Source organism: Cupriavidus sp. KK10 (assembly GCF_018223725.1).
In the GTDB taxonomy this organism is placed as follows: domain Bacteria; phylum Pseudomonadota; class Gammaproteobacteria; order Burkholderiales; family Burkholderiaceae; genus Cupriavidus; species Cupriavidus necator.
In genome coordinates this window covers 603,302-628,342 of the sequence record NZ_CP073677.1, presented here as the reverse complement: position 1 = coordinate 628,342, position 25,041 = coordinate 603,302, and the positions used below count along the sequence as shown (strand labels likewise).

The following is a 25,041-nucleotide window of genomic DNA, read 5'->3' as shown; positions in this document are numbered from 1 at the left end:
CATATTCTTGGTCTATGAGCGACGACAATGACATTGGGCATGGAAGACACTGCGTTTTCCTCCTGCACGTGCATTTGGTCTTTGTGACCAAATACCGAAAAGCGTCGACGCAGCGGCGGGACATCGCGCTGCCACGCATGTTCGCCACCGCGGACAGCTCGATGATCCGGCCCATGCCGCTCTTGCCGCCCCAGTGATTCTGGCTGTCGACATCGTCGCCGTCGCCACCATTGCTGCCTCTCACATTGAGCGTCACGGCGGTGCCAGCCGCCTTGATGTTTAGGCCAGACTGGGTCAGCACCAGGTCGCTTCTACCGTCTGCGCCGGCGCAGCCATTGCTGCCAGCGCAGTGGCCGCCGTCGGCCCCGCGCAAGTCCTGCACCACCGGTCCCGATTGCGCAAAGACTGGTGTGCCGAGCGTCAGGTGGGGGACGCCGAGCGCCAACGCGAGCGGCAGGGGGGAAATCCGTGGCTTCATGACGCGCAGGCCGGTGCGTCAGGCCTGGGCGGCCTTTGCCGCTTCGCCCAGCACGTCGGCCGCGGCGCGGATGAACTCGCCGGTGCGTTCGGTGCTCAGCGGTCCGCCGTTCCAGTTCAGCGTCAGGCAGAAGGTCACCGGCACCGCGCCCACCAGCATCTGCCCGGCGAAGCACAGGCAATGGAAGCTTTCCCAGTCGATGCTGCCACCCTTGCCGAAGCCCTGCGCACCGGCCGGCACGGCCATCCAAACCGCATCGGCCATGGCCTGGATACGCCTGAACTCCGTCAGCGTTGCCGGCTGCGCGAAGAACTTGCCCGCCAGCGCTTGCCGGTACCAGTTCACCATTTCGGTCGCGGTGCTCAGCATCGCCTGCTTGTCGTTGATGACATTGGTGCGCGACGTGAGGCCAAGATCCTCGCCATTGTCCATCCTGACCATGCCGTCCCAGCCGAGGTCGACGCCGGATTCCGCCCCGGCCAGGTAGGAGAACAGCTTGCGGGTCGAATCCGGGATGCGGGTCTGGGCCAGGCCCGCTTCTGCGATCAGCGCGCGCACGCGGTCGGGGCCGACGGCGGCGAGCGCGATATCGGTACCAGTGTTGTCGCTGTGCGTGATCATGGCCTCCAGCGCATTGCGGTACGGCGTCTTGCCGGTCAGCCCCAGGAACACCGGACTGCCGGGGGAACGGAAGGTATCGCTGACGTCGCAGGCCTGGTTCTCGCTCAGCCCGCCGCGGCCGGCTTCGGCGTCGCGCAGGAACTGCGCCAGGATGAAAGTCTTGACCGCACTGCCGACGAACAGCTGGCGGTCCGGATTGTAGCCAGCCGACCATGCATTGGCGCCGCCGCCAGCCGGCTCCGCGCGCACCAGGCAGTTGGCGGTATCCGGCGCCAGCGCGGCAAAGCGCGCGATCGCGCCTTCCACGTTCGGCGGCGCCGCAGCTTCGGCACTGCCGCCGCAGGCAGCAATGGCGGGCAATACCAGGGACGTGGCGGCGAGCTTGAGCGTGCGCCGCTTGGCGGGCTGGAAGGCAGACATGCGAAGGTTCCCGTACTGAAAAGACTGGCCGGCGCGCCGGCACGTTGAGTTGGCCTGTGTCGGCACGGTGTTGCCGCGCTGCACAAGCTGGCTGATTTTGCGGCGAGTTTATGCCAGAATCAGCCATCAAAAGTAGTCAACGGGTCTCGAAGTCTGGTCAAAGCGTCGCAAGGGCATGCAAGGCAAGCGCCACCGCTGCATGGGTTGCCACGCCATGGTGGTTTCTTGTTTCGGGGGCAGGGTCATGACAACAACAAGCCGCGACGCGCATGCCGTCATGCCGAAGCCACGCGCAGGCACGGAAGCCACGTTCCGCAGTTTCTCCACCAGCGACCTGGCCGAGTCCGACCGTCTCGACTTCTGGATGGCCAATGCCTATCGCTCGGTCGAGGCGCGCCCCGACCCGGACGTCGCGCTGTACGGCAGCGTCGCGAGCTGCGAAGGCGCCGGCGCCCAGTTTATCCACTGCACCAGCTCGGCCGTTCGCACCTGGCTGACACCGCAGCGCGTGCGCAGCACCGACGAGCACATCGCCATCTGCCTGCTTGACCGCGGCGAGTACCGGGTGGAGCAGCAGGACGGCATGCGCACCGTCGTGCGTGCCGGCGAACTCTTCATGTTCGATTGCGGCCAGCCGATGTCATCGGACTGGACCGAGTCCTCCACCTGCTACCTGCGCCTGCCGCGCGAGACCGTGCGCCAGGCGCTTGGCCACGATCCCGCGAATCCGGGCCGTATCGCCACGCTGCTGACGGCGTCCTCGCTTGCCCCGTTTGTTTCCATGCAGCTGCGCATGCTTGCCGCTCACGGTCCCCGGCTTGACCGCGCCGCCCTTGGCGTGGTCATGGAGAGTACAGTCGGCATGGCGTTGCAGCTTATCGCCACGCATCCGGACATCGCCAGAGCGGATGCCGGGAATGCCCGGTGGCGCTCCGGCAAGCTGCAACTGCAGGCCGCGTATCGCTTCATGGAGCAGCATGCGCACGAGCACGACCTCACGCCCGACCGGATTGCCGCGTTCCTGCACTGCTCGCGCGCACAGTTGTACCGGCTGTTCGAGGGAGAGCCCCTGCGCGTCATGGCGGCCCTGCGCGAGATTCGCCTGCGCCGCAGCCGCGAATACCTGGAGCGGGCCGGCCAGTCCGCGCACATCGGCGCGATCGCGCATGCCTGCGGCTTTGCCGATCCGTCGGCGTTCGGCAAATTGTTCCGGGAGCGTTTCGGCATGACACCGCGGCAGGCACTGGCCGGCGCCATCGGGCCGGCCAGGCTTGCAGAGTGAATGGAAGAGGGAGTCCCCGGCTGCATGCGGGGACGACGCTGGTGCTCTCGATGACTTCGTGACAACAAGTGCAGCGTGCCTCAGTTAGGCATGCCCTTGCTGTCCTGCTTGTCCTCGCGGTACTGGCGCTCCAGCTGGTGCAGGCGCGCATCGACCTCGGACAGCGTGTAGAAGTCGCCGTCGCCGGCCTTGCGCGCGATCTGCAGTTGCTCGATCGCGGCCTGGTAGGCGCCGTCCATCGCATACTTTTCGGCCAGCGCCTGGTGCTGCTGCAAGCGCTTGCCCTGGCCCGCGTAGGCGCGCGCCAGCAGCTCCCACCAATCGCTGCGGCTGGTCTCCTGGCGCGTGCGGTCGCGCAGGAAGCGCACGGCCTCTTCATAGCGGCCTGAGCCGACCAGGGTATCGGCATAGGCAATCGCCACCGCATGCGACAACGGGAACGCCTTCATCGAGGCAGTGGCCTGGGACAGCGCCTCGGGCACGCGGCCCTGGGCGCGCGCCAGTTCCACTGTCATCACGTCCAGCATGGGGCTGCCCGAGGTGGCGCCGGGGATATTGCCGTAGAGGCGGCGCGCCTCGGCCAATTCCTGCTCGGCTGCCGGGTAGCGGCCCAGCCGCTGCTCGGTAAAGGCAAGGCCGTAGTGCAGCGCCGGAGCGCGCAGTACCGTTGCTCCCGGCAGTTGCGTGCGCAGCGCCGCGCGCAGGTTCTGCAGGTCGCTGGGCGACGATTCCTGGATCACGCGGGCCCTCATCCGCGCAAACTCGTATTCGGGCGTATTGGCGACCTTGCGCTTGCTGGCATGGCTGACGCGATCCTGCATGTCGGCAATCCGCTCGGAGGTCAGCGGGTGGGTCCGCACATAGGACGGCACCGAGTTTTCCGCAGTCCCCGATGTGCGCTGCAGCCGCATGAAGAAATCGGGCATGCCCTGCGGGTCAAACCCCGCCGCGGTCAGGATCTGAAAGCCGACCCGGTCGGCCTCGCGTTCGGCGCCGCGCGAGAACGACAGCTGGTTGGCGATGGCCGCGCCCTGCCCGCCCATCGCCAGCGCCGCCGCCGCATCCGGGCTGCGCGTGGCGGCCAGGCCCGCCAGCACCATCGAGGCCAGCGCGATCCACATCGACTGGTCCTGCGAGGTGATGCCGCGCGCGATATGCCGCTGCATCACGTGGCCGATTTCATGGCCCAGCACCGAGGCCAGCTCCGATTCCGTATCGGACTGCACCAGCAGCCCGGTATGCACGCCGATATAGCCGCCCGGCAGCGCAAACGCGTTGATGCTGCGGTCACGCACCGCGAACAGGTCGAAGCCGGTGGCAAAGGTGCCCGCGCCGGTCGAACCGGAGATGCTCTGGCGCCGCGCCGCCTGCACCAGCCCGTAGCCCAGCGCGTTCAGGTAATCGGACAGCAGCGGATCCGGCACGTATAGCGGGTCGCGGCGGATATCGCGCATGATGCGGTCGCCCAGGCGCTTTTCCATGTCGGGCGACAGCGACGCCGTGGACGGGTCGCCCAGGTCCGGCAGTTGCACGCCGCCGGCCTCCACCACCGCGTTGTTGGTGCGCAGGCCGAACTCGGACTTCTGGCCCGCCTTCACGCTGCGGTTCAGGTTGTCATAGACCTGGTCGCTGGCCTCGCCGGAGATGGCGGGCACCGGCTGCGGCGGCCTGGCCGCGGGCGTGGCCGCCACCGGCGTGGCTGGCGCCGTGGTCGTGCGCGGCGTACCCTGGGGCCAGGCCGGCGCCGCCAACGTCAGCGCCAGCAGCGCCGCCAGCGGCCGCCGCCATGGCGTCCATGCGCCGCCAGCGCGGCAATGGCTGTCGTCGCCGCGATGTGACGCGGAACCGGCAGGAACAGCGTCCGCCACGGCACCAGGGCCGCGTGCGGCAGACCTGCGAAGCGATGGGTGTTTTGGCATGTTGCTATGATAGCGGCCTCCCGTGGCCGTTCCCATCGGATGCTTCCCAGGGACGCTGGCGGCCACCTGCACGCAGTTCGCACTGAAGCTCACGATCATGACCCAGCTCACCCATTTCGATACCGCCGGACAGGCCCACATGGTCGACGTCGGCGACAAGGCCAGCACCCACCGCGTCGCCGTGGCCACCGGCACCATCACCATGGAGCCCGCCACCTTCGCGCTGGTGCGCGACGGCAGCGCAAAGAAAGGCGACGTGATCGGCATCGCCCGCGTGGCGGCGATCATGGCCACCAAGCGCACCGCCGACCTGATCCCGCTTTGCCACCCGATCGGCCTGACCAAGGTGGCGGTCGAGTTCGCGCTGGACGAGGCCACCGCCACCGTCGCCTGCACCGTGCGCACCGAAACCCGCGGCCAGACCGGCGTGGAGATGGAAGCGCTGACCGGCGTGCAGGTGGCGCTGCTGACGATCTACGACATGTGCAAGGCAGTGGACCGCGGCATGGTAATCGGCAATGTGAAGTTGCTGGAAAAGCATGGGGGCAAGTCGGGGGATTGGGTGGCGGCCGGCTGACCTCCCCACGTGACGCCTGCAACACGCGCCGCGATGGGCTGGGTCACGACGTCTTACGCCAACGTCGTTCCCCGGTAATAAAGGTAACGCCGCATTTCCAGCCGCACCGCCGTGGCGCCGGCACGGGACAATTTGGTATTCAATATGATTGCAGGCCCGCGCTGGTTGCGGCCTGCTGACCCTGTCCGTGGCGTGCCATGCGGTGCGCGCGGGGAAGAGGTGGATACCATGAACGGGCGCATGCTCTGCCAGATCGCCCTGGCACTGGCGGCCACGGCCGCAAGCGGCGCCGCCCTCGCCGGGCGGGCGGATCTCCACGATGCTGCTTTGCACGATAGCGACGCACGCGGCGGCTTTATCAAGACGCGCACAAGCGTCGGCGTGGGCCTCTATTTCGGGCCCGGCGTGTTCTACGGCGGCTACCCGTATGGCTACCCCGCCCCGTACTACTACCCGCCCGCCGTGGTCACCGCACCCGCGGCGCCGCCGCAGTACATCGAACAGGGACCGAACGGCCCCGTGCCGGTCCCCGGCCCGGACGGCGTAGCGCCGCAGCAGGGCTGGTGGTACCACTGCGACCAGCCCGAAGGCTACTACCCCTATGTGCAGTCCTGTCCCGGCGGCTGGCAGCGCATACCGGCACAGCCGCCGGCCAACTCCTGATGCGGGGTGACACCATGCATGCCCTGACCCGCGCCACGCTGGCCGTGGCCACCCTGACCCTCGGCGCGTGCGCCGTGATGCCTGCCGGCCCCAGCGTGATGGTGCTGCCGGGCACCGGCAAGAGCTTCGAACAGTTCCGCGCCGACGACTACAACTGCCGCCAGTTCGCCTTCGGGCGGGTGGGCGGTGTCTCATCCTCGCAGGCCGCCAACAATGCGGCCGTCGGCAGCGCCGTAGTCGGCACCGCGCTGGGCGCAGCGGCGGGTGCGGCCTTTAATGGCGGTTCGGGTGCGGCGGTGGGTGCGGGCGTAGGCCTGCTGACTGGCGCGGCGGTCGGCGCGGGCAATGCCCAGTACGCGGGTTACGGCACGCAACAGCAATACGATGCCGCCTACGTACAGTGCATGTACGCCAGCGGCAACCGCGTGCCCGCCCCCGGACGCGTCGCCGCTGCGCCGCGGTATTACTACAATCCGCCGCCTCCGCCACCGGTATATTACAGCCCGTATCCGTACTATTAGGTCAGCCCCGGGGCCATTCGGAGTACCGACGCGAACGGTCGCCAACCCATGCGCAGAATGCCTGCGGGCGTTCATCTGGCGTCAGGTCGCGGCATGCCTTCGCAATCTCAGCGTATTGCGCGACTTCATCGCCAAGGTAGTACCAGCGCAGCCGTTCCATCCACTGGCGACCTTGCGCAGGATCGCCGGTCAGCGCCAGCAGCCATGCGGTGCGCGCGATCATGGTCGGCGTAGGCAGCAGGTGGACGGCGGCGATGTGGGCGGGCAACAACTCTGCCGCATTGGCCGGCGTGATGGTGGCCTGGCCGGCAGCGTCGGCCTGCGCGTGCTGGCGGAACCAGAAGCGCGGCATCGGCAAGGCATTGCGGTGGCCTTCGCTGCTGGCGTATTCGCGGGCTTCGGCGCGGCGGTAGTCTTGCCACATGGTGGCCAGCACGGCCGCGGCCACCACGACAAACGCGATCGCCAGCGCCCGTGCCACTGGCATCGGCACGCGCCAACGCCCGAAGCCTGACGGCTCCAGCCAACCGAGCATGAAGCAGAACGGCAGGAAGAAATAGAGGTAATGCAGCGGGTATTCGAGCATCGAATGCGCGCACAGCATCGCCAGCCAGGTAAGAACCAGCACGGTCTGCTTGCGCTCTTCGCTATCGCCGTGCCACAGGCGAACGCGAACCACGCGCCATAGCCACGCCAGCAGGATCAGGCCTACGCCGGCGGCGCCGACGATGCCCGTCTTCGCCAGCAAGTCGAGGATGGCGTTGTGGGCGTGCAGGGACATCTCCACCTTCACGCCGACTTGCTGCATTTGCTGGAACTGCGCCCAGCCGAACTCGCCCCAGCCGACGCCGAACCAGGGGTGGGAGCGGAACATTGCCAGCGCGTGGGTCCACAGCGCGCCGCGCGCGGACATCTGGTCTTCTGCTTCGAGTTGGGCGATGGTGTCGAACAGGCGCCAGTCGAAGGCTTGCCCTGCCGCGCGGATCGCGGGCTGCAGGATCAGCAGCATCGCCACCATTGCTACTGCTGCGACGAGCAGACCGACCGGTCGCTGCATTGGATCCGAGTCGCGCCGCCCGCCTCGTGCGAGCCACGCTGCGACCAGTGCATAGACCGCAGCCAGGCCAACATGCAGCACGCCGGTGCGCGAACCGGACAGCACGATGCCGCTTTCCAGCAAGACCACGGCGGCGAGCCACATCGGGAAACGCAAGCGGCCACGCGAAGCCAGCCACACTGACGCCACCAACGCCAGGCCTTCAACGGTGGCCTGGTGGTTGGGTTGGTTCAGGTTGCCCCAGAGGCGGCGATTGTTGTCGTAGAAGTAGGTGGAGACGAGGCCGAAGGCGCGGGGTTCGAGGTGGAAGAGCTGCACCCATTGCGTGAGCGTACCGAGCGACCCCGCAATGAGAAAGGCCGTGGCGAAGGCATCGCCGATGTCCTGCGTGGTTGTTGCTGGCGCGCGTCGATACCACCATCCAGCGCAAGTCACTGCGGCTCCAAGGATCAGCGTGAGAATCGTGATCAGCCGGCTGCCAGTGATGTCAGCGTGACCGAGGGCGCCGAGTAAAAGGCTGACAAGGCTTAGCCAGACAAACAGCAGGCAGCCCCACGGAAGCCACATATGGGTTTCCGAACTCGCTGCTGGGGACTTGTGGATCGCATGGAAGGCGAAGACGGCGATGGCACAGAATGCGGCGGTCCATTCGCCATAGAACGTCGCCAGCGGCAGCGTGTGCCGAGAGACTAGCAGCGGGATGACGATTGCTGCGATGAGGGCGGCCGACGGTAGGAAGGGCCTGGACGGCTGCATCGGGGCGCCTGTTTATAGGGAAAGGCGCATGATAGCGTGGTGGCTGGGCAAAGAAAAAGCGCCCGAAGGCGCTTTTTCTTTGCCTATGAAATGGTATTAGCTGCGGCAGCTTGCAGGGGAGACGTTACCCGGAAGCGTGGCGGCCGTGGCAGGTGCCGGCCCCGGAGTCGGCAGAGTCGACGCAGCCTTGGCCGCCGAGAAGCACTCCCAATCCACCGAACCACCGGCCGGCGGAGTGCCGACTGCCAGAGCGGCGGCGGCAGACGAGGGCACCAGGACCAGCGTACCGCCACCGGCGCGAGCAGAATACGTGATCGTGATTTGCCCAGTAGCGTCGACTGCCATAGCCGTTACGTTTTGCGTCGGGGATGGAGCCGTCCAACCGTTAGCAAGCGCAATGCCGTTCGCTGCATTTTCGGTAACTGACGTCTTGGCTGAAGCGGCCAAGCTCAGGCCTTCGGTAACCCGAGAACGAATCAGATAGTCCTGATACGCCGGAATAGCAATCGCCGCCAAAATACCAATGATCGCCACCACGATCATCAGTTCGATCAGCGTAAAGCCCTTCTGGACACGACGGCCCAGTTTCTTCAGTTGTTGTACCCGTTGCATGATTTGACCCCTCGAAGAGATTTTAGTTGAGCGTTGCACGTCTTCGGTTTCGTGACGCGGGGACTATTTAGCAGTAAGCGTGCCAGCGGCATTCCCCATCCGTAGGGGGGTAAAAAACGACAAATTTCGTCACCCGTCAGGGGGATGCTTGCCGGATGCGCCAAAATTTGTCACTTGCGCCTCTTACCACCGCGCCAACCGACAAAATGTGCGATCACTCACATGAGTTAGTTGGCCAAGGCACCGACGACCGCCTTGCCGGCGCACCAATGAAAAAGGGCGGCCAGCTGGCCGCCCTTCTCGCCCGGGCGGAACCTCGTCAGGCGGTCTGTGCCGACCGGCGGCTCAGCAGCTTGCCCATAAGCACCACCAGGATCGCGCCGGCGGCGCCGAATACCAGGTGGGCGTGCGGCACGTGGACCTCGAACCAGGCGGCGTCGACCGGGTCGCTGACCAGCATTTCGCCGGCCAGGTAGCCCAGCAGCGCGGCACCCAGCACGATGATGACCGGGAAGCGCTCCATGACCTTGAGCAGCAGCGTGCTGCCGAACACGATCAGCGGGATCGACAGGCCCAGGCCGATGATCAGCAGCATCAGCTGGCTGCCTTCGGGGCCTTTCTGCGCAGCGGCGGCCACGGCCACCACATTGTCGAGCGACATCACCAGGTCGGCGATCAGGATGGTGCGGATGGCGGCCCAGATATTGTCCTTGCCATCGTGCCCTTCCTCGTCGTCATCGCCGGTCAGCAGCTGCACGCCGATGTAGACCAGCAGCACGGCGCCGACGATCTTCAGGTACGGCAGGCTCAGCAGCTTGACCGCGGCCACGGTCAGCACCACGCGCATGATGATGGCGGCGGCGCTGCCCCAGAAGATGGCCTTCTTCTGCTGGGCGGGCGGCAGGTTGCGCGAGGCGAGCGCGATCACCACCGCGTTGTCGCCGGACAGGACGATATTGGTCAGGATGATCGATCCCAACGCAATCCAGAAAGTGGTGGAAGACAGCAGTTCCACGGGGAGGCTCCTCGAGTTCTATCTATAGGTCCGACCCGTCATATGACGGCAATTCGGATGTCTGAAAACACAGACATGACTGTTTAACGCACGAACCTTACGATTCGGTTTCAATTCCGGATGGTGCCGCTTGGGAGATACCCTAGTAAGTGTCCCACCAGAATGACATTGCCCCCGCACGCGGCGGGGGCAATGTCTTATCATTTCCGCGCAGGCGGAAACGACGTACTGAACATCGTCAGCAAATTACAGCATTGCCTTCAGCAGGCGGCCCATCTCCGACGGGTTCTTGGTCACCTTGATGCCGCAGGCTTCCATGATTTCCAGCTTGGCCTGGGCGGTATCGGCACCGCCCGAGATCAGCGCGCCGGCGTGGCCCATGCGCTTGCCCGGAGGCGCGGTCACGCCAGCGATGAAGCCAACCACCGGCTTCTTCATGTTTTCCTTGATCCAGTAAGCCGCGTTGGCCTCGTCCGGACCGCCGATCTCACCGATCATGACCACGGCGTCCGTTTCCGGATCGTCGTTGAACATCTTCATCACGTCGATGTGCTTCAGGCCGTTGATGGGGTCGCCACCAATGCCGACAGCCGACGACTGGCCCAGGCCCAGCGCGGTCAGCTGGCCCACGGCTTCGTACGTCAGCGTGCCCGAGCGCGACACCACGCCGATGCGGCCCTTCTTGTGGATGTGGCCCGGCATGATGCCGATCTTGATTTCGTCCGGCGTGATCAGGCCCGGGCAGTTCGGTCCCAGCAGCAGGGTCTTCTTCTTCTCACGGCGCATGCGGTCCTTGACTTCCATCATGTCGCGCACGGGGATGCCTTCGGTAATGCAGACCACCAGGTCCAGGTCGGCGTCAACGGCTTCCCAGATCGCGGCAGCGGCGCCTGCGGGCGGCACATAGATGACCGACACGGTGGCGCCGGTCTGGGCCTTGGCGTCCTTGACGCTGGCGTAGATGGGAATGCCTTCGAAGTCTTCACCGGCCTTCTTCGGGTTCACGCCCGCGACGAAGCAGTTCTTGCCGTTGGCGTAGTCGCGGCAGCCACGGGTGTGGAACTGGCCGGTCTTGCCGGTGATGCCCTGGGTGATGACCTTGGTGTCTTTGTTGATCAGAATCGACATGCTGTAATCCTTTGCTTGGCTACGAGCGGCGCGCGCGAGGGCGCATCAAAGCGCCTGCGCACCGCCCGCGTTCGCGTATGGTTGCGTTCGTGCGACGGCTTACTTGCCAGCGGCAGCGGCCACCACCTTCTGGGCGGCTTCTTCCATCGTGTCGGCCGAGATGATGGGCAGGCCCGAGTCGGCCAGCATCTTCTTGCCGAGGTCTTCGTTGGTGCCCTTCATGCGCACGACCAGCGGCACCGTCAGGTGCACGGCCTTGGAAGCGGAGATCACGCCTTCGGCGATCACGTCGCAACGCATGATGCCGCCGAAGATGTTGACCAGGATGGCCTCTACGTTCGGGTTGCTCAGCATCAGCTTGAAGGCTTCGGTCACCTTCTCGGTGGTGGCACCGCCGCCCACGTCGAGGAAGTTGGCCGGCTCGCCGCCGAACAGCTTGATGGTGTCCATGGTGGCCATGGCCAGGCCGGCGCCGTTCACCAGGCAGCCGATGTTGCCGTCCAGCGAGATGTAGGCCAGGTCGAACTTCGAGGCTTCGATTTCGTTGGCGTCTTCTTCATCCAGGTCGCGGTAGGCAACGATTTCCGGGTGACGGAACAGCGCGTTCGAGTCGAAGTTGAACTTGGCGTCCAGCGCGATGACCTTGCCGTCGCCGGTCAGGATCAGCGGGTTGATTTCAGCCAGCGAAGCGTCGGTTTCATAGAACGCCTTGTACAGGCCTTGCAGCGCCTGGCGGGCTTGCGCCACGCTCGCGTCGGGCACGCCGATCTTGCGGGCGATGTCGTCGGCTTCAGCGTCGGTCAGGCCGACCGACGGCTCGATGATCAGGGTGTGGATCTTTTCCGGGCTGTGGGCAGCGACTTCTTCGATGTCCATGCCGCCTTCGCTCGAGGCCATCAGCGCGACCTTCTGCGAAACACGGTCCACCACCAGCGAAACGTACAGTTCCTTCTTGATGTCGGCGCCTTCTTCGATCAACAGGCGGTTGACCTTCTTGCCTTCCGGGCCGGTCTGGTGCGTGACCAGCTGCATGCCCAGGATGTTCGAGGCGTAGGTCTTGACGTCGTCGATGCTCTTGGCAACCTTCACGCCGCCGCCCTTGCCGCGGCCACCCGCATGAATCTGGGCCTTGACGACCCACACCGGGCCGCCGAGCGTTTCTGCGGCCTTCAGGGCCTCGTCAACCGAGAACGCGGGGATGCCGCGCGGAACCGGCACATTGTATTTGCGCAGGATTTCCTTGCCTTGATACTCATGGATATTCATGCGTGTTTCCTTTCGGGTAGGCGTAAAAGGTAGAAGGGAAGAATCTGAAAGAAGACGAACTCTCTCGTCAGGCTGGCCAATCCTGAGAATCAGCCGGAGGTGCCGGTCGGCCGCTCGGCCGGGACAGCGTCGTTGCCATCATTGCCGCGGTCGCCATTGGCCGCGGGCGGCGCCTGAGGCGCAGTCGCGACGGCAGGTGCTGCCTCGGCCCGTACCTTGGGCGTCGGCTGGTGACCATACCAGCGCGGGTAAAACTGACGAACCACCTCGCCATCGAAACGCAGGGCGTGGCAGCCGTTCAACTGATAGGGCGGCTCCGGATTCGGGTCGTCCTCGCCGTTGTCGCGGATATTGATGACTTCACCGGCAAAGGCCTGGATCGCCGTGCTGGGCAGCACACCCGCGGCCTCGGTCAGGTGCGAGCAGCCGTGCATGCCGCCCAGGCGCTCACGCACGGCCTTGCGAAAGCCCTTGCGCAGGTTCAGGCCGATCAGCTTGCGGTAAGCCGGGCCGATCGTGTCGCAATGGGACGGGTACGGCACCCAGTCCGAGCAGGCCTCGGCATCCAGCACCGTCATTTCCTCATTGATCGTGACGCGCAGCCACAGGTCGTGCAGGGGCTGGCCTACCGGCCGGACGCGGTCGCCGGCCAGTTCGATGTCGCGAGGTTTGGTGTCGGTCAGGCGCACCTCGATATCCCACAAACCATCCTCTCTCTGGTACGCCTCGGCCGTAATGGCGCGACGGTGACGCTGGGAGCGGTTGACGGGCTGGGACAGAGGCATGGCCAGGCTGGAAATACGGGGGGACTGGGGAACGGCGGTGCCGGAGCACCGAATAACCTGGGGAGTTTAACATGCCGCGCCACGTTGACCGGGAACATCCTTGCGCAGCAACTGTCGCGGCGCGATTGTCGGCCGACCATGGCACCCGGCATGACACAGCGGCTTGGCGCAACGCACCAGCAAACACGGGCTCAGCGATGGCAACAAAATCGTCTGCAGTCCAATCGGGAGATGACGCAATGCAGCGAATTTACCCTGATGGCAGTGCAGGTACTCCGGGTGAAAAATGGCGCTTGCGCCATACGCCGGTACTTAACCCTCGTCGCCATAGTCTTCGTCCGCACCCTGGATGATCTTGCTGACGACCGAACGCGAGAACCCGCGCGCCACCATGAAGCGGATCTGCTTGGCCCGCGCCTCGGGTGTGTCGGGCGGAGTGCCGAAGCGCTTGCGCCAGACCTCACGGGCGCGCTCCACTTCCGTGGCGCGCAGCCGCTCTTGTAGATCACCCAGCTGCTCGCTGCCGAGCTTGTGGGTCTTGGCCTCCTGCATCACGCGCGCGGTGCCGTAGCGGGCGCCGCGGCGGTGCACCAGGCTGTCGGCAAAGCGCTGGTTCGACAGCCAGTTCTCGCGCTCCAGCGCGTCCAGCAACTGCTCCAGCTGCTCGGCCGACTCGGCATGCGGCGCCAGCTTGCGCGCCAGTTCGGCACGGCTGTGCTCGCGGCGCGACAGGTAGCCGACGGCGCGGGCCTTCAGCGAGAGCGGGGGACGGGTTGCCATGGGTTACCGAATTCTGTGGATGGGGACCCGCGCCAAGCAAAAAGGCCGGGGCATCGGCGATGCCCCGGCCTTCCGGATGGCGCAATGGCCGCTGGCGCGGTCAGTCTTCGACCGCTACCGGCGTGGCAGCCGCCGTGGGGTTCATGGCCACCACGCCCAGCGCCGCGCGCACCTTGTTTTCGATCTCGTCGGCAATGTCCGGGTTCTCGCGCAGGTATTCGCGCGCGTTGTCCTTCCCCTGGCCGATCTTGTCGCCGTTGTAGCTGTACCAGGCGCCGGACTTCTCGACGATCTTGGCGTCCACGCCCAGGTCGATGATCTCGCCCTGGCGCGAAATACCCTGGCCGTAGAGGATGTCGAAGAAGGCTTCGCGGAACGGCGGCGACACCTTGTTCTTGACCACCTTGACCTTGGTCTCGTTGCCGATCACGTCGTCGCCCTTCTTGATCGAGCCGATGCGGCGGATATCCAGTCGCACCGAGGCGTAGAACTTCAGCGCGTTGCCACCAGTGGTGGTTTCCGGCGAGCCGAACATCACGCCGATCTTCATGCGGATCTGGTTGATGAAGATCACCAGGCAGTTGGTGCGCTTGATGGTGCCGGTCAGCTTGCGCAGCGCCTGGCTCATCAGGCGGGCCTGCAGACCCGGCAGCGAGTCGCCCATTTCGCCTTCGATTTCGGCCTTGGGCACCAGCGCCGCCACCGAGTCGATCACGATCAGGTCGATCGAGCCCGAGCGCACCAGCGCGTCGGTGATTTCCAGCGCCTGCTCACCGGTGTCCGGCTGCGAGATCAGCAGGTCGCCGACATTGACGCCCAGCTTGTTGGCGTAGCTGACGTCCAGCGCGTGCTCGGCGTCGATAAAGGCGCAGGTGCCGCCCAGCTTCTGCATCTCGGCCACGACCTGCAGCGTCAGCGTGGTCTTGCCCGACGATTCCGGACCATAGATCTCGACCACGCGGCCGCGCGGCAGGCCGCCGACGCCAAGCGCGATGTCCAGGCCGAGCGAACCGGTGGATACCACCTGGATGTCCTTCTCGACCTCGCCGTCGCCCAGGCGCATGATCGAGCCCTTGCCGAACTGCTTCTCGATCTGGGAGAGCGCGGCGGCAAGCGCCTTCTGCTTCTCGGCGCTCACGCCGGCACCTGCCTTCTTGTCGTCCATGGTCGTCCTTGAATCAATGGTGTATAAATAGGCCGCATGTGGCGCGGCACCGGCATTTTCTGGCGCCAGCGCCGGCCCGGCTGTCTGCGCGGCCGCTCTCCAGGGGGTCTCCCCGGGCAGCCCCAGCGGAACGTGCGGGTACTGTATAAAAAAACAGTATGCTTGGCAAGCCCCATCGCGCCTCATTCCGCCGGCGCCGGCTATGCCGGCCAGGGTGGAGACAACCATGCGCATTCTGATCGCCGAAGATGACGACGTGCTGGCCGACGGCCTGACGCGCTCGCTACGCCACTCGGGCTATGCCGTCGACCACGTCACCAATGGCCTGGAAGCCGATTCCGCGCTGTCGACCCAGACCTTCGACCTGCTGATCCTGGACCTGGGCCTGCCGCGCATGTCCGGGCTGGAAGTGCTCAAGCGCCTGCGCGCGCGCGGCGCCATGCTGCCGGTGCTGATCCTGACCGCCGCCGACAGCGTCGACGAGCGCGTCAAGGGCCTGGACCTTGGGGCCGACGACTATATGGCCAAGCCCTTTGCCCTGTCCGAACTGGAAGCGCGCGTACGCGCGCTGGTGCGGCGCGGCGCCGGCGGCGGCGCCACGCTGATGCGGCACGGGCCGCTGGCCTACGACCAGGTCGGGCGCATCGCCTATATCAACGACCAGATGCTCGACCTGTCCGCGCGCGAGATCGGGTTGCTGGAGATCCTGCTGACACGCAGCGGCCGCCTGGTATCGAAAGAGCAGTTGGTGGACCACCTGTGCGAGTGGGGCGAGGAAGTCAGCAACAACGCCATCGAGGTCTACGTGCACCGACTGCGCAAGAAGATCGAAGTCGGCGGCATCCGCATCGCCACTGTACGCGGGCTTGGCTACTGCCTGGAGAAATTCCAGCCGGCGGTGGCCACGCACCACTGATCCCCACCCGACGCAACCGCAGGCCAAGCGACCGACCTGAGCGCAAACCGCCGAGATGAGCCTGCTGCGACTGCCTTGGCGGCGCGCGCCCCGCGCCGCGCCACCCCCTCCTTCCACCGCCCCGGCCCCGGACGCCGCCGACCAGGACCTGGCCGACGCACTGCCGCACCTGGAGGAAAGCACCGCGCATCCGTCGCCGCGCTCATTGTTCGGCGAGATCCTCGACTGGATGCTGGCGCCGCTGCTGCTGCTCTGGCCGATGAGCATCGCGGTGACCTACCTGGTGGCCAAGTCGATCGCCAACGGGCCCTTCGACCGCGCGCTGGAGGCCAGCGCCATCGTGCTGTCGCAGCAGGTGCGCGAGGTCAACGGGCGCATCACGCTGCAGCTGCCGCTGTCGGCGCGCGAGATCCTGCGCGCCGACGAGACCGACAACATCTATTACCAGGTGGTCGGCAAGCGCGGCGAGTATATCGCCGGCGACCACGACCTGCCGCTGCCGTCCGAGGAAGACCAGGGCCATGCGGGCCTGGTGTCCCTGCGCGATGACCACGTGGCCGGCAACGACGTGCGCGTGGCCTACACCTATATCGACCTGAAGCAGGTCAGCGGCACCCAGCCGGTGCTGGTGCAGGTGGCCGAGACCCTGGACAAGCGCGCGCGCCTGGCCAACGAAATCATCAAGGGCGTGATCCTGCCGCAGTTCGTGATCCTGCCGCTGGCGGTGGTGCTGGTGTGGTTCGGGCTGTCGCGCGGGCTAGCGCCGCTGACCGCGATCCAGCAGCGCATCCGCGCGCGCAACCCCGGCGATACCAGCCCGATCGACGAACGCGCCGCACCGCAGGAAATCACGCCGCTGGTGGGTTCGTTCAACGACCTGCTGGCGCGCCTGGACCAGTCGGTGCAGACCCAGAAGCGCTTTATCGCCGATGCCGCGCACCAGATGAAGACACCACTGGCGGGCCTGCGCATGCAGGCCGAGCTGGCGCAGCGCGAGCAGTCGCCGGAAGAGCTGCGGCGCTCGCTGGCGCAGATCGCCGGCAGCTCTGAGCGCACCGCGCACCTGGTCACGCAGCTGCTGTCGCTTGCGCGCATGGAAAACCTGGCGGGCACCGGCGGCATGGCGGCGCTGGACCTGGCGGCGCTCGCGCGCGAGGTGGTCAAGGACTGGCTGCCGCAGGCCTGGGCGCGCGACATCGACCTGGGACTGGATGCGGACGACCATCCGGTGATGGTGCAGGGCAACCGCCTGATGCTGACCGAGATGCTGAACAACCTGCTCGACAACGCCATCCGCTACACGCCGCGCGGCGGGCATGCCACGGTGCGCGTCAGCGCCGATGCCTTCGAGCCGTTCGCCTACCTGGATGTGGAAGACACCGGCCCGGGCATTGCGCCGGCCGAGCGCGAGCGCGTGATGGAGCGCTTCTACCGCGTGCTCGGCACCAATACTGAAGGCAGCGGCCTGGGCCTGGCGATCGTGCGCGAGATCGTGCAGCAGCACGGCGGCGACGTCCAGATTTCCGACCATGTCTACCAGCAATCGCCACGGCTGGCCGGCGCGCATTTCCGCGTGACGCTGCGCCGGCCCGACTACCTCCCGCCCGCATGAACGACAGCTCCGCCCCCGATAGTGCCGAAGCCCGCCAGCGCCAGGCCTGGCGGCGCAACCTGCGCTGGATCTGCGGACTGCTCGCGATCTGGTTCACCGTCACCTTCGTGGTGGCATGGTTTGCGCGCGACCTGCGCTTCGACTTCTTCGGCTGGCCGTTCTCGTTCTGGGTCGGCGCGCAAGGCGCGCTGGTGGTGTACGTGCTGATGGCCGCGCTCTACGCCTGGCGCATGAACCGCGCCGACGGCGAAACCAACACCGACAGCCTGGCCGCGCCCGCCCCGGCGCCTTCGCAGGGCGCGTCGCGCGGCACGGGCGCCGATGCTGCATAGCCGCACCCCTGCAAAGCGCGCCATTGCGCCACACAAGCACATCGCCCCCCGCAGCGCAGCATCCAGCCGCCCGCCGGCGGCTAGCGTATACCCCGACATTCTTTGACGATTCCGTGCCCGGTTCTGTCAGAACGCAGTAAGTTTCGCCACCCACAATCCTCTGCAACTCAGGCATAGCGGCCAGCCGCGCGGTCTTTTCCGCGCCACGCCCACCCGAGATCCATTCCAGACGGAGGAGACGATATGGCAAACGTGCAAAACGTTGCGGTGCCCGGAGGGGGCGCGCAGAACGCACCGATGACAGCCGAAGAGCGCAAGGTGATCTTTGCCTCATCGCTGGGCACGGTGTTCGAGTGGTACGATTTTTATCTCTACGGCTCGCTGGCGGCGATCATTGCCAAGCAGTTCTTCGCCGGACTGGATCCCACCTCGGCCTTCATCTTCGCGCTGCTCGCATTCGCCGCCGGCTTTATCGTGCGGCCGTTCGGCGCGCTGGTGTTCGGCCGCCTGGGGGACATGATCGGGCGCAAGTACACCTTCCTGGTGACGATCCTGATCATGGGCCTGTCGACCTTCATCGTCGGCCTGCTGCCGGGCTATGCCACCATCGGCTGGGCTGCACCGATCATCCTGATCGCCCTGCGCATGCTGCAGGGCCTGGCGCTCGGCGGCGAGTACGGCGGTGCCGCCACCTACGTGGCCGAGCACGCACCGCACGGCAAGCGCGGCGCCTATACCTCGTGGATCCAGACCACGGCCACGCTGGGCCTGTTCCTGTCGCTGATCGTGATCCTGCTGTGCCGCGAAATGACCGGGCCCAACTTCGAGACCTGGGGCTGGCGCATCCCGTTCCTGGTGTCGATCCTGCTGCTGGGCGTGTCGGTGTATATCCGCCTGTCGATGAGCGAATCCCCGGCGTTCCAGCGCATGAAGGCAGAGGGCAAGACCTCCAAGGCCCCGCTGACCGAATCCTTCGGCCAGTGGCGCAACCTGAAGATCGTGATCCTGGCGCTGGTCGGCCTGACCGCCGGGCAGGCCGTGGTGTGGTACACCGGCCAGTTCTACACGCTGTTCTTCCTCACCCAGGTGCTGAAGGTCGACGCCAAGACCGCCAACCTGCTGATCGCCGGCGCGCTGGTGCTGGGCACCCCCTTCTTCGTGTTCTTCGGTTCGCTGTCCGACAAGATCGGCCGCAAGTGGATCATCATGGCCGGTTGCGCGCTGGCAGTGCTGACCTACTTCCCCATCTTCAAGGGCCTGACCCACTACGCCAACCCCTCGCTCGAGCGCGCCCAGCAAAGCGCACAGATCGTCGTCACCGCCGATCCGAAGCAGTGCTCCTTCCAGGGCAGCCCGATCGCCCGCGAGATCGACTTCCGCAGCTCGTGCGACATCGTCAAGCGCACCCTGGCCCAGGCATCGGCCAGCTATGAAGTCGTCGACGCGCCCGCCGGCACCACCGCCACGGTAAAGATCGGCAACACGGAGATCCCCTCCTTCAACGCCAGCCTGGTCCCCGCCGGCCACAGCTTCGACGACGCCAGCAAGAAGCAGATTGCCAGCTTCAAGAAGCAAGTGGCGGACTCCATGTCCGCCGCCGGCTACCCGACCAAGGCGGACCCGGCACAGATGAACACGATCATGGTGCTGGTGCTGCTGACCATCCTGGTGATCTACGTCACCATGGTCTACGGCCCGATCGCCGCCATGCTGGTGGAACTGTTCCCGACCCGCATCCGCTACACCTCGATGTCGCTGCCCTACCATATCGGCAACGGCTGGTTCGGCGGCCTGCTGCCCACCATCTCGTTCGCGCTGGTGGCCCAGAACGGCAACATCTACTACGGGCTCTGGTATCCGATCATCATCGCAGCCATCACCTTCGTGATCGGCGCGCTGTTCATCCGCGAGACCAAGGACGTGAACATCTACGCCAACGACTGAGCGGTCGCCCGGCACTAACGGAAACGGCAGGCCATCCGGCCTGCCGTTTTTTTATGCATGGGCCCTTCGTGCAAAATCTTCGCAGCAAGGTGTTGACAGCCTCGAAAGCCCAGGTATAATCTCAGTCTTCGTTGGCGAATTAGCTCAGTCGGTTAGAGCGACGGAATCATAATCCGCAGGTCCGGGGTTCGAGTCCCTGATTCGCCACCATCTATTTTAAAAGCCGCGATCCCGCATGGGTTCGCGGCTTTTTTCTTTGGGTCGTTACCAGGGCGCAAGCGAGCCGCCCATCATGGGCGGCCACAGACAACGCTTACCAGTAACGCACGCGCCCGGTATCGATGTGCACGAACTGGTCAGACTCATAGAAGCCGACACCCCCGCCCTGCAATGACTTGGCCGCGTCGCGCACGTCCGCCAGCGGCACGCCGGCCAGGCGGATGTCGATGGCCTTGCCGTCCATGTGCAGGCTGTGCCTGGCCACGCCGCCGCCGCGCGTGTTGCGCAGGCGCGAGTTGGTGGCGGGGCTGCGGTAGCCGGAAATGACCTGGAACGGCTGGTCGGTGCCAAGCTCGCGGCGGACCTGGAACAGCAGGTCGAACAACTGCGGGTCGATCATGCCGACCTTGCCGGAGTAGTGGTCGCGCAGGAAGCCGTTGAGCGTCGTCAGCGCTTCGGGCACGAAGCGGTCGCCAACAGCATAGACCAACGACACGCGTTCGCCGGTGTGGGTGTGGTCGAAGGCCAGCGTGCGGGCGTCCGGCAGGCCTGCCAGGGCCTGGTTTGCAGGCAGGCTGGCCAGCGCCTGGCGCGGCGTCAACGGCATCAGGCCGGCGGCAAGGGCCAGGCCTCCGGTGGTATGAAGAAAGCGGCGGCGTGCCTTGCGCGTCGCATCAGTCATGGTACTTCCTCTGAATGTGCCAGTGGCGCCTCAGTGGGTGGTGGCGGAGGCGCTCGCAATAGCTGGTTGCTGGGGCCGTCCGTTGCGTTGCCGCAGTGCCTTGTCCAGCAATTTGTCGTGACCGTAGATGTCAGGCAAGAAGGATACACGACCATCGGCGCGCGCAATGACCGTGCCGTAGGCCAGCACCACCGGCAAGGGCTGCTGCAGGCGCACCGTATTGGACTTGCCACGCGTCATCGCTTCGCGGATCCGGGTCTCGTTCCAGTCCGGCATATCCTGCAACACGAACTGGGCCAATGCTACTGGGGCTTCCACGCGGATGCAGCCGTGGCTGAAGTCGCGCCGGTCGCGCTTGAACAGCTGTGGCGAGGGCGTGTGGTGCAGGTAGATGTTCTCATTGTTGGGAAACACGAACTTGATATCGCCCAGCGCGTTCAGCGGGCCCGGCCGCTGGCGGATGCGCATGCGGCCGTTCAGCACGGCGTCGAGATTCTCGTCGGACAGCGTGGTCACGGCCTTGCCGTCGCCACTAACGAACTCCAGGCCCTGCCGGTTGAAGTAAGCCGGATCGCTGCGCAGGTGCGGCACGGTCTCGCGGCGCGCGATCGAGGGCGGGATGTTCCAGTACGGGCTGAACTCGATGTAGCGCATATCCTCCTCGAACAGCGGCGTGCGCGTATCCAGTGCCTTGCCGACGATCACCTTCATCTCGAGCTTGATGTCGAGCTTGCCGTCGCGGATCTCATAGGCGCGCAGCATGAACTCCGGCACATTCACCACGATCATGCGCGGACCGTCCAGCGGCGTCCAGCGCAGCCGCTCCATGGTCAGTTCGATTTGCCGCACACGGCTGGCGATGGGCACGTTGAGTTGTGCCAGCGTGCCCGCGCCGATCACGCCGTCGGCCTCCAGGCCGTGGCGCGACTGGAACGCCTTGACGCCGCCGACCAGGGCGCCTTCGTAGCGGGCCGGCGCCTGGGCGCCGGCGGGCAAGTCGCCCAGCGCAACCAGGCGTGCATTCAGCGCCGCGGCACCGGCCCAGGGCTGGCCCGGCGTCAGCTTGCTCCCCGGCAACGGTGGCAGCGGCTGCCCCCAGGCCGGCTGCTTCGCGATCTCGCGGTACCGCGCCAGGGCCTCCCGCAGCGTGCCATAGAGCGGGAAGGTGGGCGCTGCCTGGCGGATGGCGTCGGGCAGCCGCTGCTGCGTGACGGCATCGCGCAGCCAGGTGGCGGCATCGAAGGGCCGTTCCGCCTGCGGGGCAAAGTTGGCATGGACCGCGCGCGGGTTGACGCGTCCGCCGTGCAGGTCTGCCAGCATCCGCTCCATCGCGGCGCTCAGCGCGGCATCCACGCGTGCGGCCGCGTCCGGCGGCAGGGCTGGCCCGCTGGCGGCCTGGACCACCGCCTGGCGCAAGGCGTCGGCATCGTAGTCGCGTGGATCGAGGCCGTCGGCCGCGGCCGCGGCCAGCGCATCGACGGCCTGGCGCGCAGCCGGCACCGGACGGCCCTGCGCAAACCACATCGGCTCATTGGCGAAGGCAGGCATGGCCAGGCACGCGGCGGCACAGGCAAGCACGACAGCGCCCAGGCGGCGCGCGGCGGCATTCAGGGTCGGAGGCATCGGGCGGAAAGCTCGGATTCGTCACACACGCCCACAGTCTACCCGCGATGGCGGCATGGTGCGGCAAGCCGCCCCAGGGTGCGCGTCACCACACCAGCTGATGCCGGCGCGCGTAGTCCGCCATTTCGACCAGGGACCCGACATTGACATTGGCCATGATGTTGGCCTTGTGGCTGCTGACCGTCTTGCTGCTGATTAGCAGTTGCTCCGCGATCGACTTGTTGGAATGGCCGCGCGCCAGATACTGCAGGACGGTGATTTCGCGGTTGCTCAGCCGCGCGAAGCCCGATTCCCGCTGCGCGCCGATCTGGCGCACGGTCTCCAGCGTATGCATGGGAAATACCAGGTAGCCGCACAGCACGCCGCGCACCGCGTGCATCACCTCGGCCAGCCCACGCTGCTTGACCACAAAGCCACGGGCGCCCGCGCGCAGCGCCCGCACCAACGCCAGCGTGGCGTCGGTGTCGGACAGTACCAGCAAGGGCACGGCGGGCAGCGTCGCCGAGACGCGCCGGACAAAGTCGATGCCGGGATCGCCGAAGCGGTCGACATCGACCAGCACCAGCCCCGGCCGGTGCTCGCGGGCCAGCCGGAACGCTTCCCGAATGCCATCCGTTTCCAGTACTTCACCGGCGCCCAGCTCAGCGCCGAGTTCAGCGGACAGCGTGGTGTGGAACTGGGAAGGTTCGTCGACGATCAGCGTGAGATGCAAATTTGAGGCTCCTTAACGACTGGCATGGCTTGGCCTGCTGCCAAAGTTAAGGAGCCGGAGAGGTCCTGACGCGCCGAATCCTCGCCGCGCAGATGCAGCAGAATCTGCATCAGAGTCAGACTCTTCTGCATCGCTGTTTTCGTATCGATGCCGCGGTCGGCGTTACCCGTTGGCAGCGTCGAGGACTTCAGTCAGCTTGCGGCTGGCATCCAGCGCCGCGGGGAACCCGCAGTAGACCGCGCTGTGCACCATCAGCTCGCGCAGTTCATGCGGCGTCACGCCGTTGGCGAGCGCGCCGCGCAGGTGCCCGGCCAGCTCCTGCGGCCGGTTCAGCGCAATCAGCATCGACACCGTGGCCAGGCTGCGCTGCTTGCGGTCCAGGCCGTCGCGGGTCCAGACCGTGCCCCAGGCGAACTCCGTCACCAGTTGCTGCAGGCTGGTGTCGCCCTGCTGCGCGGCGGCGTCCAGCGCGCGCCGGACGTGCTCGGGGCCGAGCACTTCGGTGCGCACCTCAAGACCGGCCTCGAAGGCCGGCGTGGAGGTATAGGCGGGGGCTTGGCTGGGTTCGGCCATGGCTTGGGTCTCCGGTTTGGGTCGATGCCGCATGGTAGCCGAACCGATCAGACAGATTCGAGAGGCCGCGGCATCTGTGCCGCGGCCCCAGGTCATTCCGTGCCGGCGCGCAGGAAGCGCGGCGCCGGCGCCGAACGCGGCACCTCGCGCTCGCCCTGCTGGTACAGCCGATATGTGCCGCGTGCCTGGTTGTGCGGATGGCGCGCGGCCTCGTCCAGGGTCAGCACGCGCGCAAAGCACACGTCGGTGCCGCCCAGCACCGACTCCCAGTGGGTGCTGGGCTTGCCTGCGATGCATGCGGCAATGCGCGCCTTCACCGCGGGCCACTGGGCGCGGTCATACTGCGCGGCGGGGTCGATGTCGGTCAGTTCGAGCCGGTCGAGCAGCTCGCGGTAGAACTGCGGCTCAAGCGCGCCCAGCGTGATCGCGCGGCCGTCGGCACAAGGGAAGACGTCATAGAACGGCGAATCGTGGAAGGGGCTGGGTTGCGGGCCGCCCAGCGTGCCGGCTGCGCGCGACACCTGCACCAGCGAGCCCAGCATGGCGACGATATCGGTGATGGCCGCATCCACCACGCAGCCCTCGCCGCTGGCGCGCGCGCTCAGGATGGCGCTGGTGATGCCGAATGCCAGGCCAAGCGCGCCGGTGGCATCGCCCACCACGGTCGGCGGCACCATCGGCAGTGAGCCTTCGCGCGCGGCCATCGACAAGAGGCCGGTCAGCGCGATGTAGTTAAGGTCGTGGCCGGCGCTCTGCGACAGCGGGCCGGTCTGGCCCCAGCCGGTCATGCGGCCGTAGACCAGGCGCGGATTGCGTGCATGGCACACCTTCGGGCCCAGGCCGAGGCGCTCCATCGCGCCCGGGCGCAACCCTTCGATCAGCGCGTCGGCGCCGGCCACCAGGTCCAGCGCGGCGGCCACGTCTTGCGGCGACTTCAGGTTCAGTTGCACCACGCGCTTGCCGTGCTCCAGCTCCATCTCAGGGGGCACGGGCTGGCCGCGCAAGATGCGGCGGGCATCCGGCGCGACCGGGCGGGTCACCAGCGTGACCTCGGCGCCAAGGCCGGCCAGCATCGCGCCGCACAACGGGCCGGGGCCGATGCCTTCGAATTCCACTACCTTGATACCGCGCAGGGGCAGCAGGTTGCCACGCTCACTCATGATCGTCGTCTCCGGAATCGCCGCCCGCCCGCGCCATGGCCGGGGGCAGCTGCATTGAATTAGTCTGGGATGGGCCGTGCCTGCGGCAGCGCGGGCGTGCCAATGCCTGCCACGGGGCTCGGGAGCATGCTACGCGCCACCGCGTTGACGGGGCAATGGCCAAATGCTTCAGCCGGATTGACGGAATCCGTCGGCCGGCCGGCTATCGCACGGTCGGATCGGA

General features: G+C 66.4%; 23 protein-coding genes, 1 tRNA gene and 1 pseudogene. 10 read left to right on the top strand and 15 right to left on the bottom strand.

What is annotated here, in order from left to right:
• Positions 1-14: 14 nt before the first annotated feature.
• Positions 15-101, top strand: a pseudogene (locus tag KB879_RS03170) (IS200/IS605 family transposase); the annotation flags it as partial.
• Positions 102-496: 395 nt separating this feature from the next.
• Here the strand turns inward: KB879_RS03170 and KB879_RS03165 are convergent.
• Positions 497-1,519 (bottom strand): serine hydrolase, encoded by a 1,023-nt coding sequence (locus KB879_RS03165; protein ID WP_013955632.1) that lies wholly within the window; start codon positions 1,517-1,519, stop codon positions 497-499.
• A gap of 244 nt (positions 1,520-1,763) precedes the next feature.
• Here KB879_RS03165 and KB879_RS03160 point away from each other — a divergent pair, with 244 nt between their 5' ends.
• Positions 1,764-2,801: a helix-turn-helix domain-containing protein gene (locus tag KB879_RS03160; RefSeq protein WP_211980739.1), complete on the top strand. Its 1,038-nt coding sequence runs from the start codon at positions 1,764-1,766 to the stop codon at positions 2,799-2,801.
• Positions 2,802-2,881: 80 nt separating this feature from the next.
• Here the strand turns inward: KB879_RS03160 and KB879_RS03155 are convergent, their stop codons facing one another.
• Positions 2,882-4,720, bottom strand: a complete 1,839-nt coding sequence (locus KB879_RS03155; protein WP_153953261.1) for a M48 family metalloprotease — start codon at positions 4,718-4,720, stop codon at positions 2,882-2,884.
• A gap of 97 nt (positions 4,721-4,817) precedes the next feature.
• Here KB879_RS03155 and moaC point away from each other — a divergent pair, with 97 nt between their 5' ends.
• The 3 genes from moaC to KB879_RS03140 all read left to right on the top strand — a co-directional run bounded on the left by moaC (position 4,818) and on the right by KB879_RS03140 (position 6,481).
• The gene (moaC, locus tag KB879_RS03150; RefSeq protein WP_013955629.1) at positions 4,818-5,297 is read left to right on the top strand and encodes a cyclic pyranopterin monophosphate synthase MoaC; all 480 of its coding nucleotides are present in this window, start codon (positions 4,818-4,820) and stop codon (positions 5,295-5,297) included.
• Positions 5,298-5,525: 228 nt separating this feature from the next.
• On the top strand, positions 5,526-5,960 hold the full coding sequence (locus tag KB879_RS03145) for a hypothetical protein (RefSeq protein ID WP_013955628.1): 435 nt from the start codon (positions 5,526-5,528) through the stop codon (positions 5,958-5,960).
• A 14-nt stretch (positions 5,961-5,974) separates the two neighbouring features.
• Entirely contained in the window at positions 5,975-6,481 is a 507-nt protein-coding gene (locus KB879_RS03140; RefSeq protein WP_211980738.1) for a hypothetical protein, read from the top strand.
• Between the two features lies 1 nt (position 6,482).
• Here KB879_RS03140 and KB879_RS03135 read toward each other — a convergent pair whose 3' ends face one another.
• The 8 genes from KB879_RS03135 to recA form a co-directional block, all read right to left on the bottom strand.
• Positions 6,483-8,294, bottom strand: a complete 1,812-nt coding sequence (locus KB879_RS03135; RefSeq protein ID WP_211980737.1) for a Wzy polymerase domain-containing protein — start codon at positions 8,292-8,294, stop codon at positions 6,483-6,485.
• 96 nt (positions 8,295-8,390) lie between these two features.
• Positions 8,391-8,906 (bottom strand): pilin, encoded by a 516-nt coding sequence (locus KB879_RS03130; protein WP_211980736.1) that lies wholly within the window; start codon positions 8,904-8,906, stop codon positions 8,391-8,393.
• A 319-nt stretch (positions 8,907-9,225) separates the two neighbouring features.
• Entirely contained in the window at positions 9,226-9,921 is a 696-nt protein-coding gene (locus KB879_RS03125) for a TerC family protein (RefSeq protein ID WP_013955624.1), read from the bottom strand.
• Between the two features lie 246 nt (positions 9,922-10,167).
• A complete protein-coding gene (sucD, locus tag KB879_RS03120; protein WP_011614568.1) occupies positions 10,168-11,049 on the bottom strand; it encodes a succinate--CoA ligase subunit alpha in 882 nt (293 codons plus the stop codon).
• Positions 11,050-11,148: 99 nt separating this feature from the next.
• Positions 11,149-12,315 (bottom strand): ADP-forming succinate--CoA ligase subunit beta, encoded by a 1,167-nt coding sequence (gene sucC, locus KB879_RS03115; protein WP_013955623.1) that lies wholly within the window; start codon positions 12,313-12,315, stop codon positions 11,149-11,151.
• An 89-nt stretch (positions 12,316-12,404) separates the two neighbouring features.
• Positions 12,405-13,100, bottom strand: a complete 696-nt coding sequence (locus tag KB879_RS03110; RefSeq protein WP_011614567.1) for a DUF2889 domain-containing protein — start codon at positions 13,098-13,100, stop codon at positions 12,405-12,407.
• A gap of 312 nt (positions 13,101-13,412) precedes the next feature.
• Entirely contained in the window at positions 13,413-13,880 is a 468-nt protein-coding gene (gene recX / locus KB879_RS03105) for a recombination regulator RecX (RefSeq protein ID WP_211980735.1), read from the bottom strand.
• A gap of 100 nt (positions 13,881-13,980) precedes the next feature.
• Positions 13,981-15,045 (bottom strand): recombinase RecA, encoded by a 1,065-nt coding sequence (gene recA / locus KB879_RS03100; RefSeq protein WP_010812222.1) that lies wholly within the window; start codon positions 15,043-15,045, stop codon positions 13,981-13,983.
• 226 nt (positions 15,046-15,271) lie between these two features.
• On the opposite strand from recA, the gene KB879_RS03095 reads away from it, so the two are divergent.
• From KB879_RS03095 to KB879_RS03075, 5 genes are all read left to right on the top strand, one after another.
• Complete coding sequence (locus KB879_RS03095) at positions 15,272-15,961, top strand: response regulator transcription factor (protein WP_013955621.1); 690 nt, start codon at positions 15,272-15,274, stop codon at positions 15,959-15,961.
• A gap of 55 nt (positions 15,962-16,016) precedes the next feature.
• Complete coding sequence (locus KB879_RS03090; protein WP_013955620.1) at positions 16,017-17,573, top strand: sensor histidine kinase; 1,557 nt, start codon at positions 16,017-16,019, stop codon at positions 17,571-17,573.
• Positions 17,570-17,905 carry a DUF4212 domain-containing protein gene (locus KB879_RS03085; protein ID WP_211980734.1) on the top strand — a complete coding sequence of 112 codons (336 nt, stop codon included), beginning with the start codon at positions 17,570-17,572 and terminating at the stop codon, positions 17,903-17,905. Before KB879_RS03090 ends, KB879_RS03085 begins: the two co-directional genes overlap by 4 nt.
• 243 nt (positions 17,906-18,148) lie before the next feature.
• On the top strand, positions 18,149-19,849 hold the full coding sequence (locus tag KB879_RS03080; protein ID WP_211980733.1) for an MFS transporter: 1,701 nt from the start codon (positions 18,149-18,151) through the stop codon (positions 19,847-19,849).
• A gap of 133 nt (positions 19,850-19,982) precedes the next feature.
• A tRNA-Met gene (locus KB879_RS03075) sits at positions 19,983-20,059 on the top strand.
• Positions 20,060-20,162: 103 nt separating this feature from the next.
• Here KB879_RS03075 and KB879_RS03070 read toward each other — a convergent pair.
• The 5 genes from KB879_RS03070 to KB879_RS03050 all read right to left on the bottom strand — a co-directional run bounded on the left by KB879_RS03070 (position 20,163) and on the right by KB879_RS03050 (position 24,818).
• Positions 20,163-20,750, bottom strand: coding sequence for a DUF882 domain-containing protein (locus tag KB879_RS03070; RefSeq protein WP_211980732.1), 588 nt, complete (start codon positions 20,748-20,750; stop codon positions 20,163-20,165).
• A 30-nt stretch (positions 20,751-20,780) separates the two neighbouring features.
• Complete coding sequence (locus tag KB879_RS03065; protein WP_211980731.1) at positions 20,781-22,373, bottom strand: murein L,D-transpeptidase; 1,593 nt, start codon at positions 22,371-22,373, stop codon at positions 20,781-20,783.
• 85 nt (positions 22,374-22,458) lie between these two features.
• Entirely contained in the window at positions 22,459-23,085 is a 627-nt protein-coding gene (locus KB879_RS03060; RefSeq protein WP_211980730.1) for a LuxR C-terminal-related transcriptional regulator, read from the bottom strand.
• Positions 23,086-23,247: 162 nt separating this feature from the next.
• Positions 23,248-23,658 (bottom strand): carboxymuconolactone decarboxylase family protein, encoded by a 411-nt coding sequence (locus tag KB879_RS03055; RefSeq protein WP_013955614.1) that lies wholly within the window; start codon positions 23,656-23,658, stop codon positions 23,248-23,250.
• A 92-nt stretch (positions 23,659-23,750) separates the two neighbouring features.
• Positions 23,751-24,818, bottom strand: coding sequence for a CaiB/BaiF CoA-transferase family protein (locus KB879_RS03050; RefSeq protein ID WP_211980729.1), 1,068 nt, complete (start codon positions 24,816-24,818; stop codon positions 23,751-23,753).
• Between the last annotated feature and the right edge of the window lie 223 nt (positions 24,819-25,041).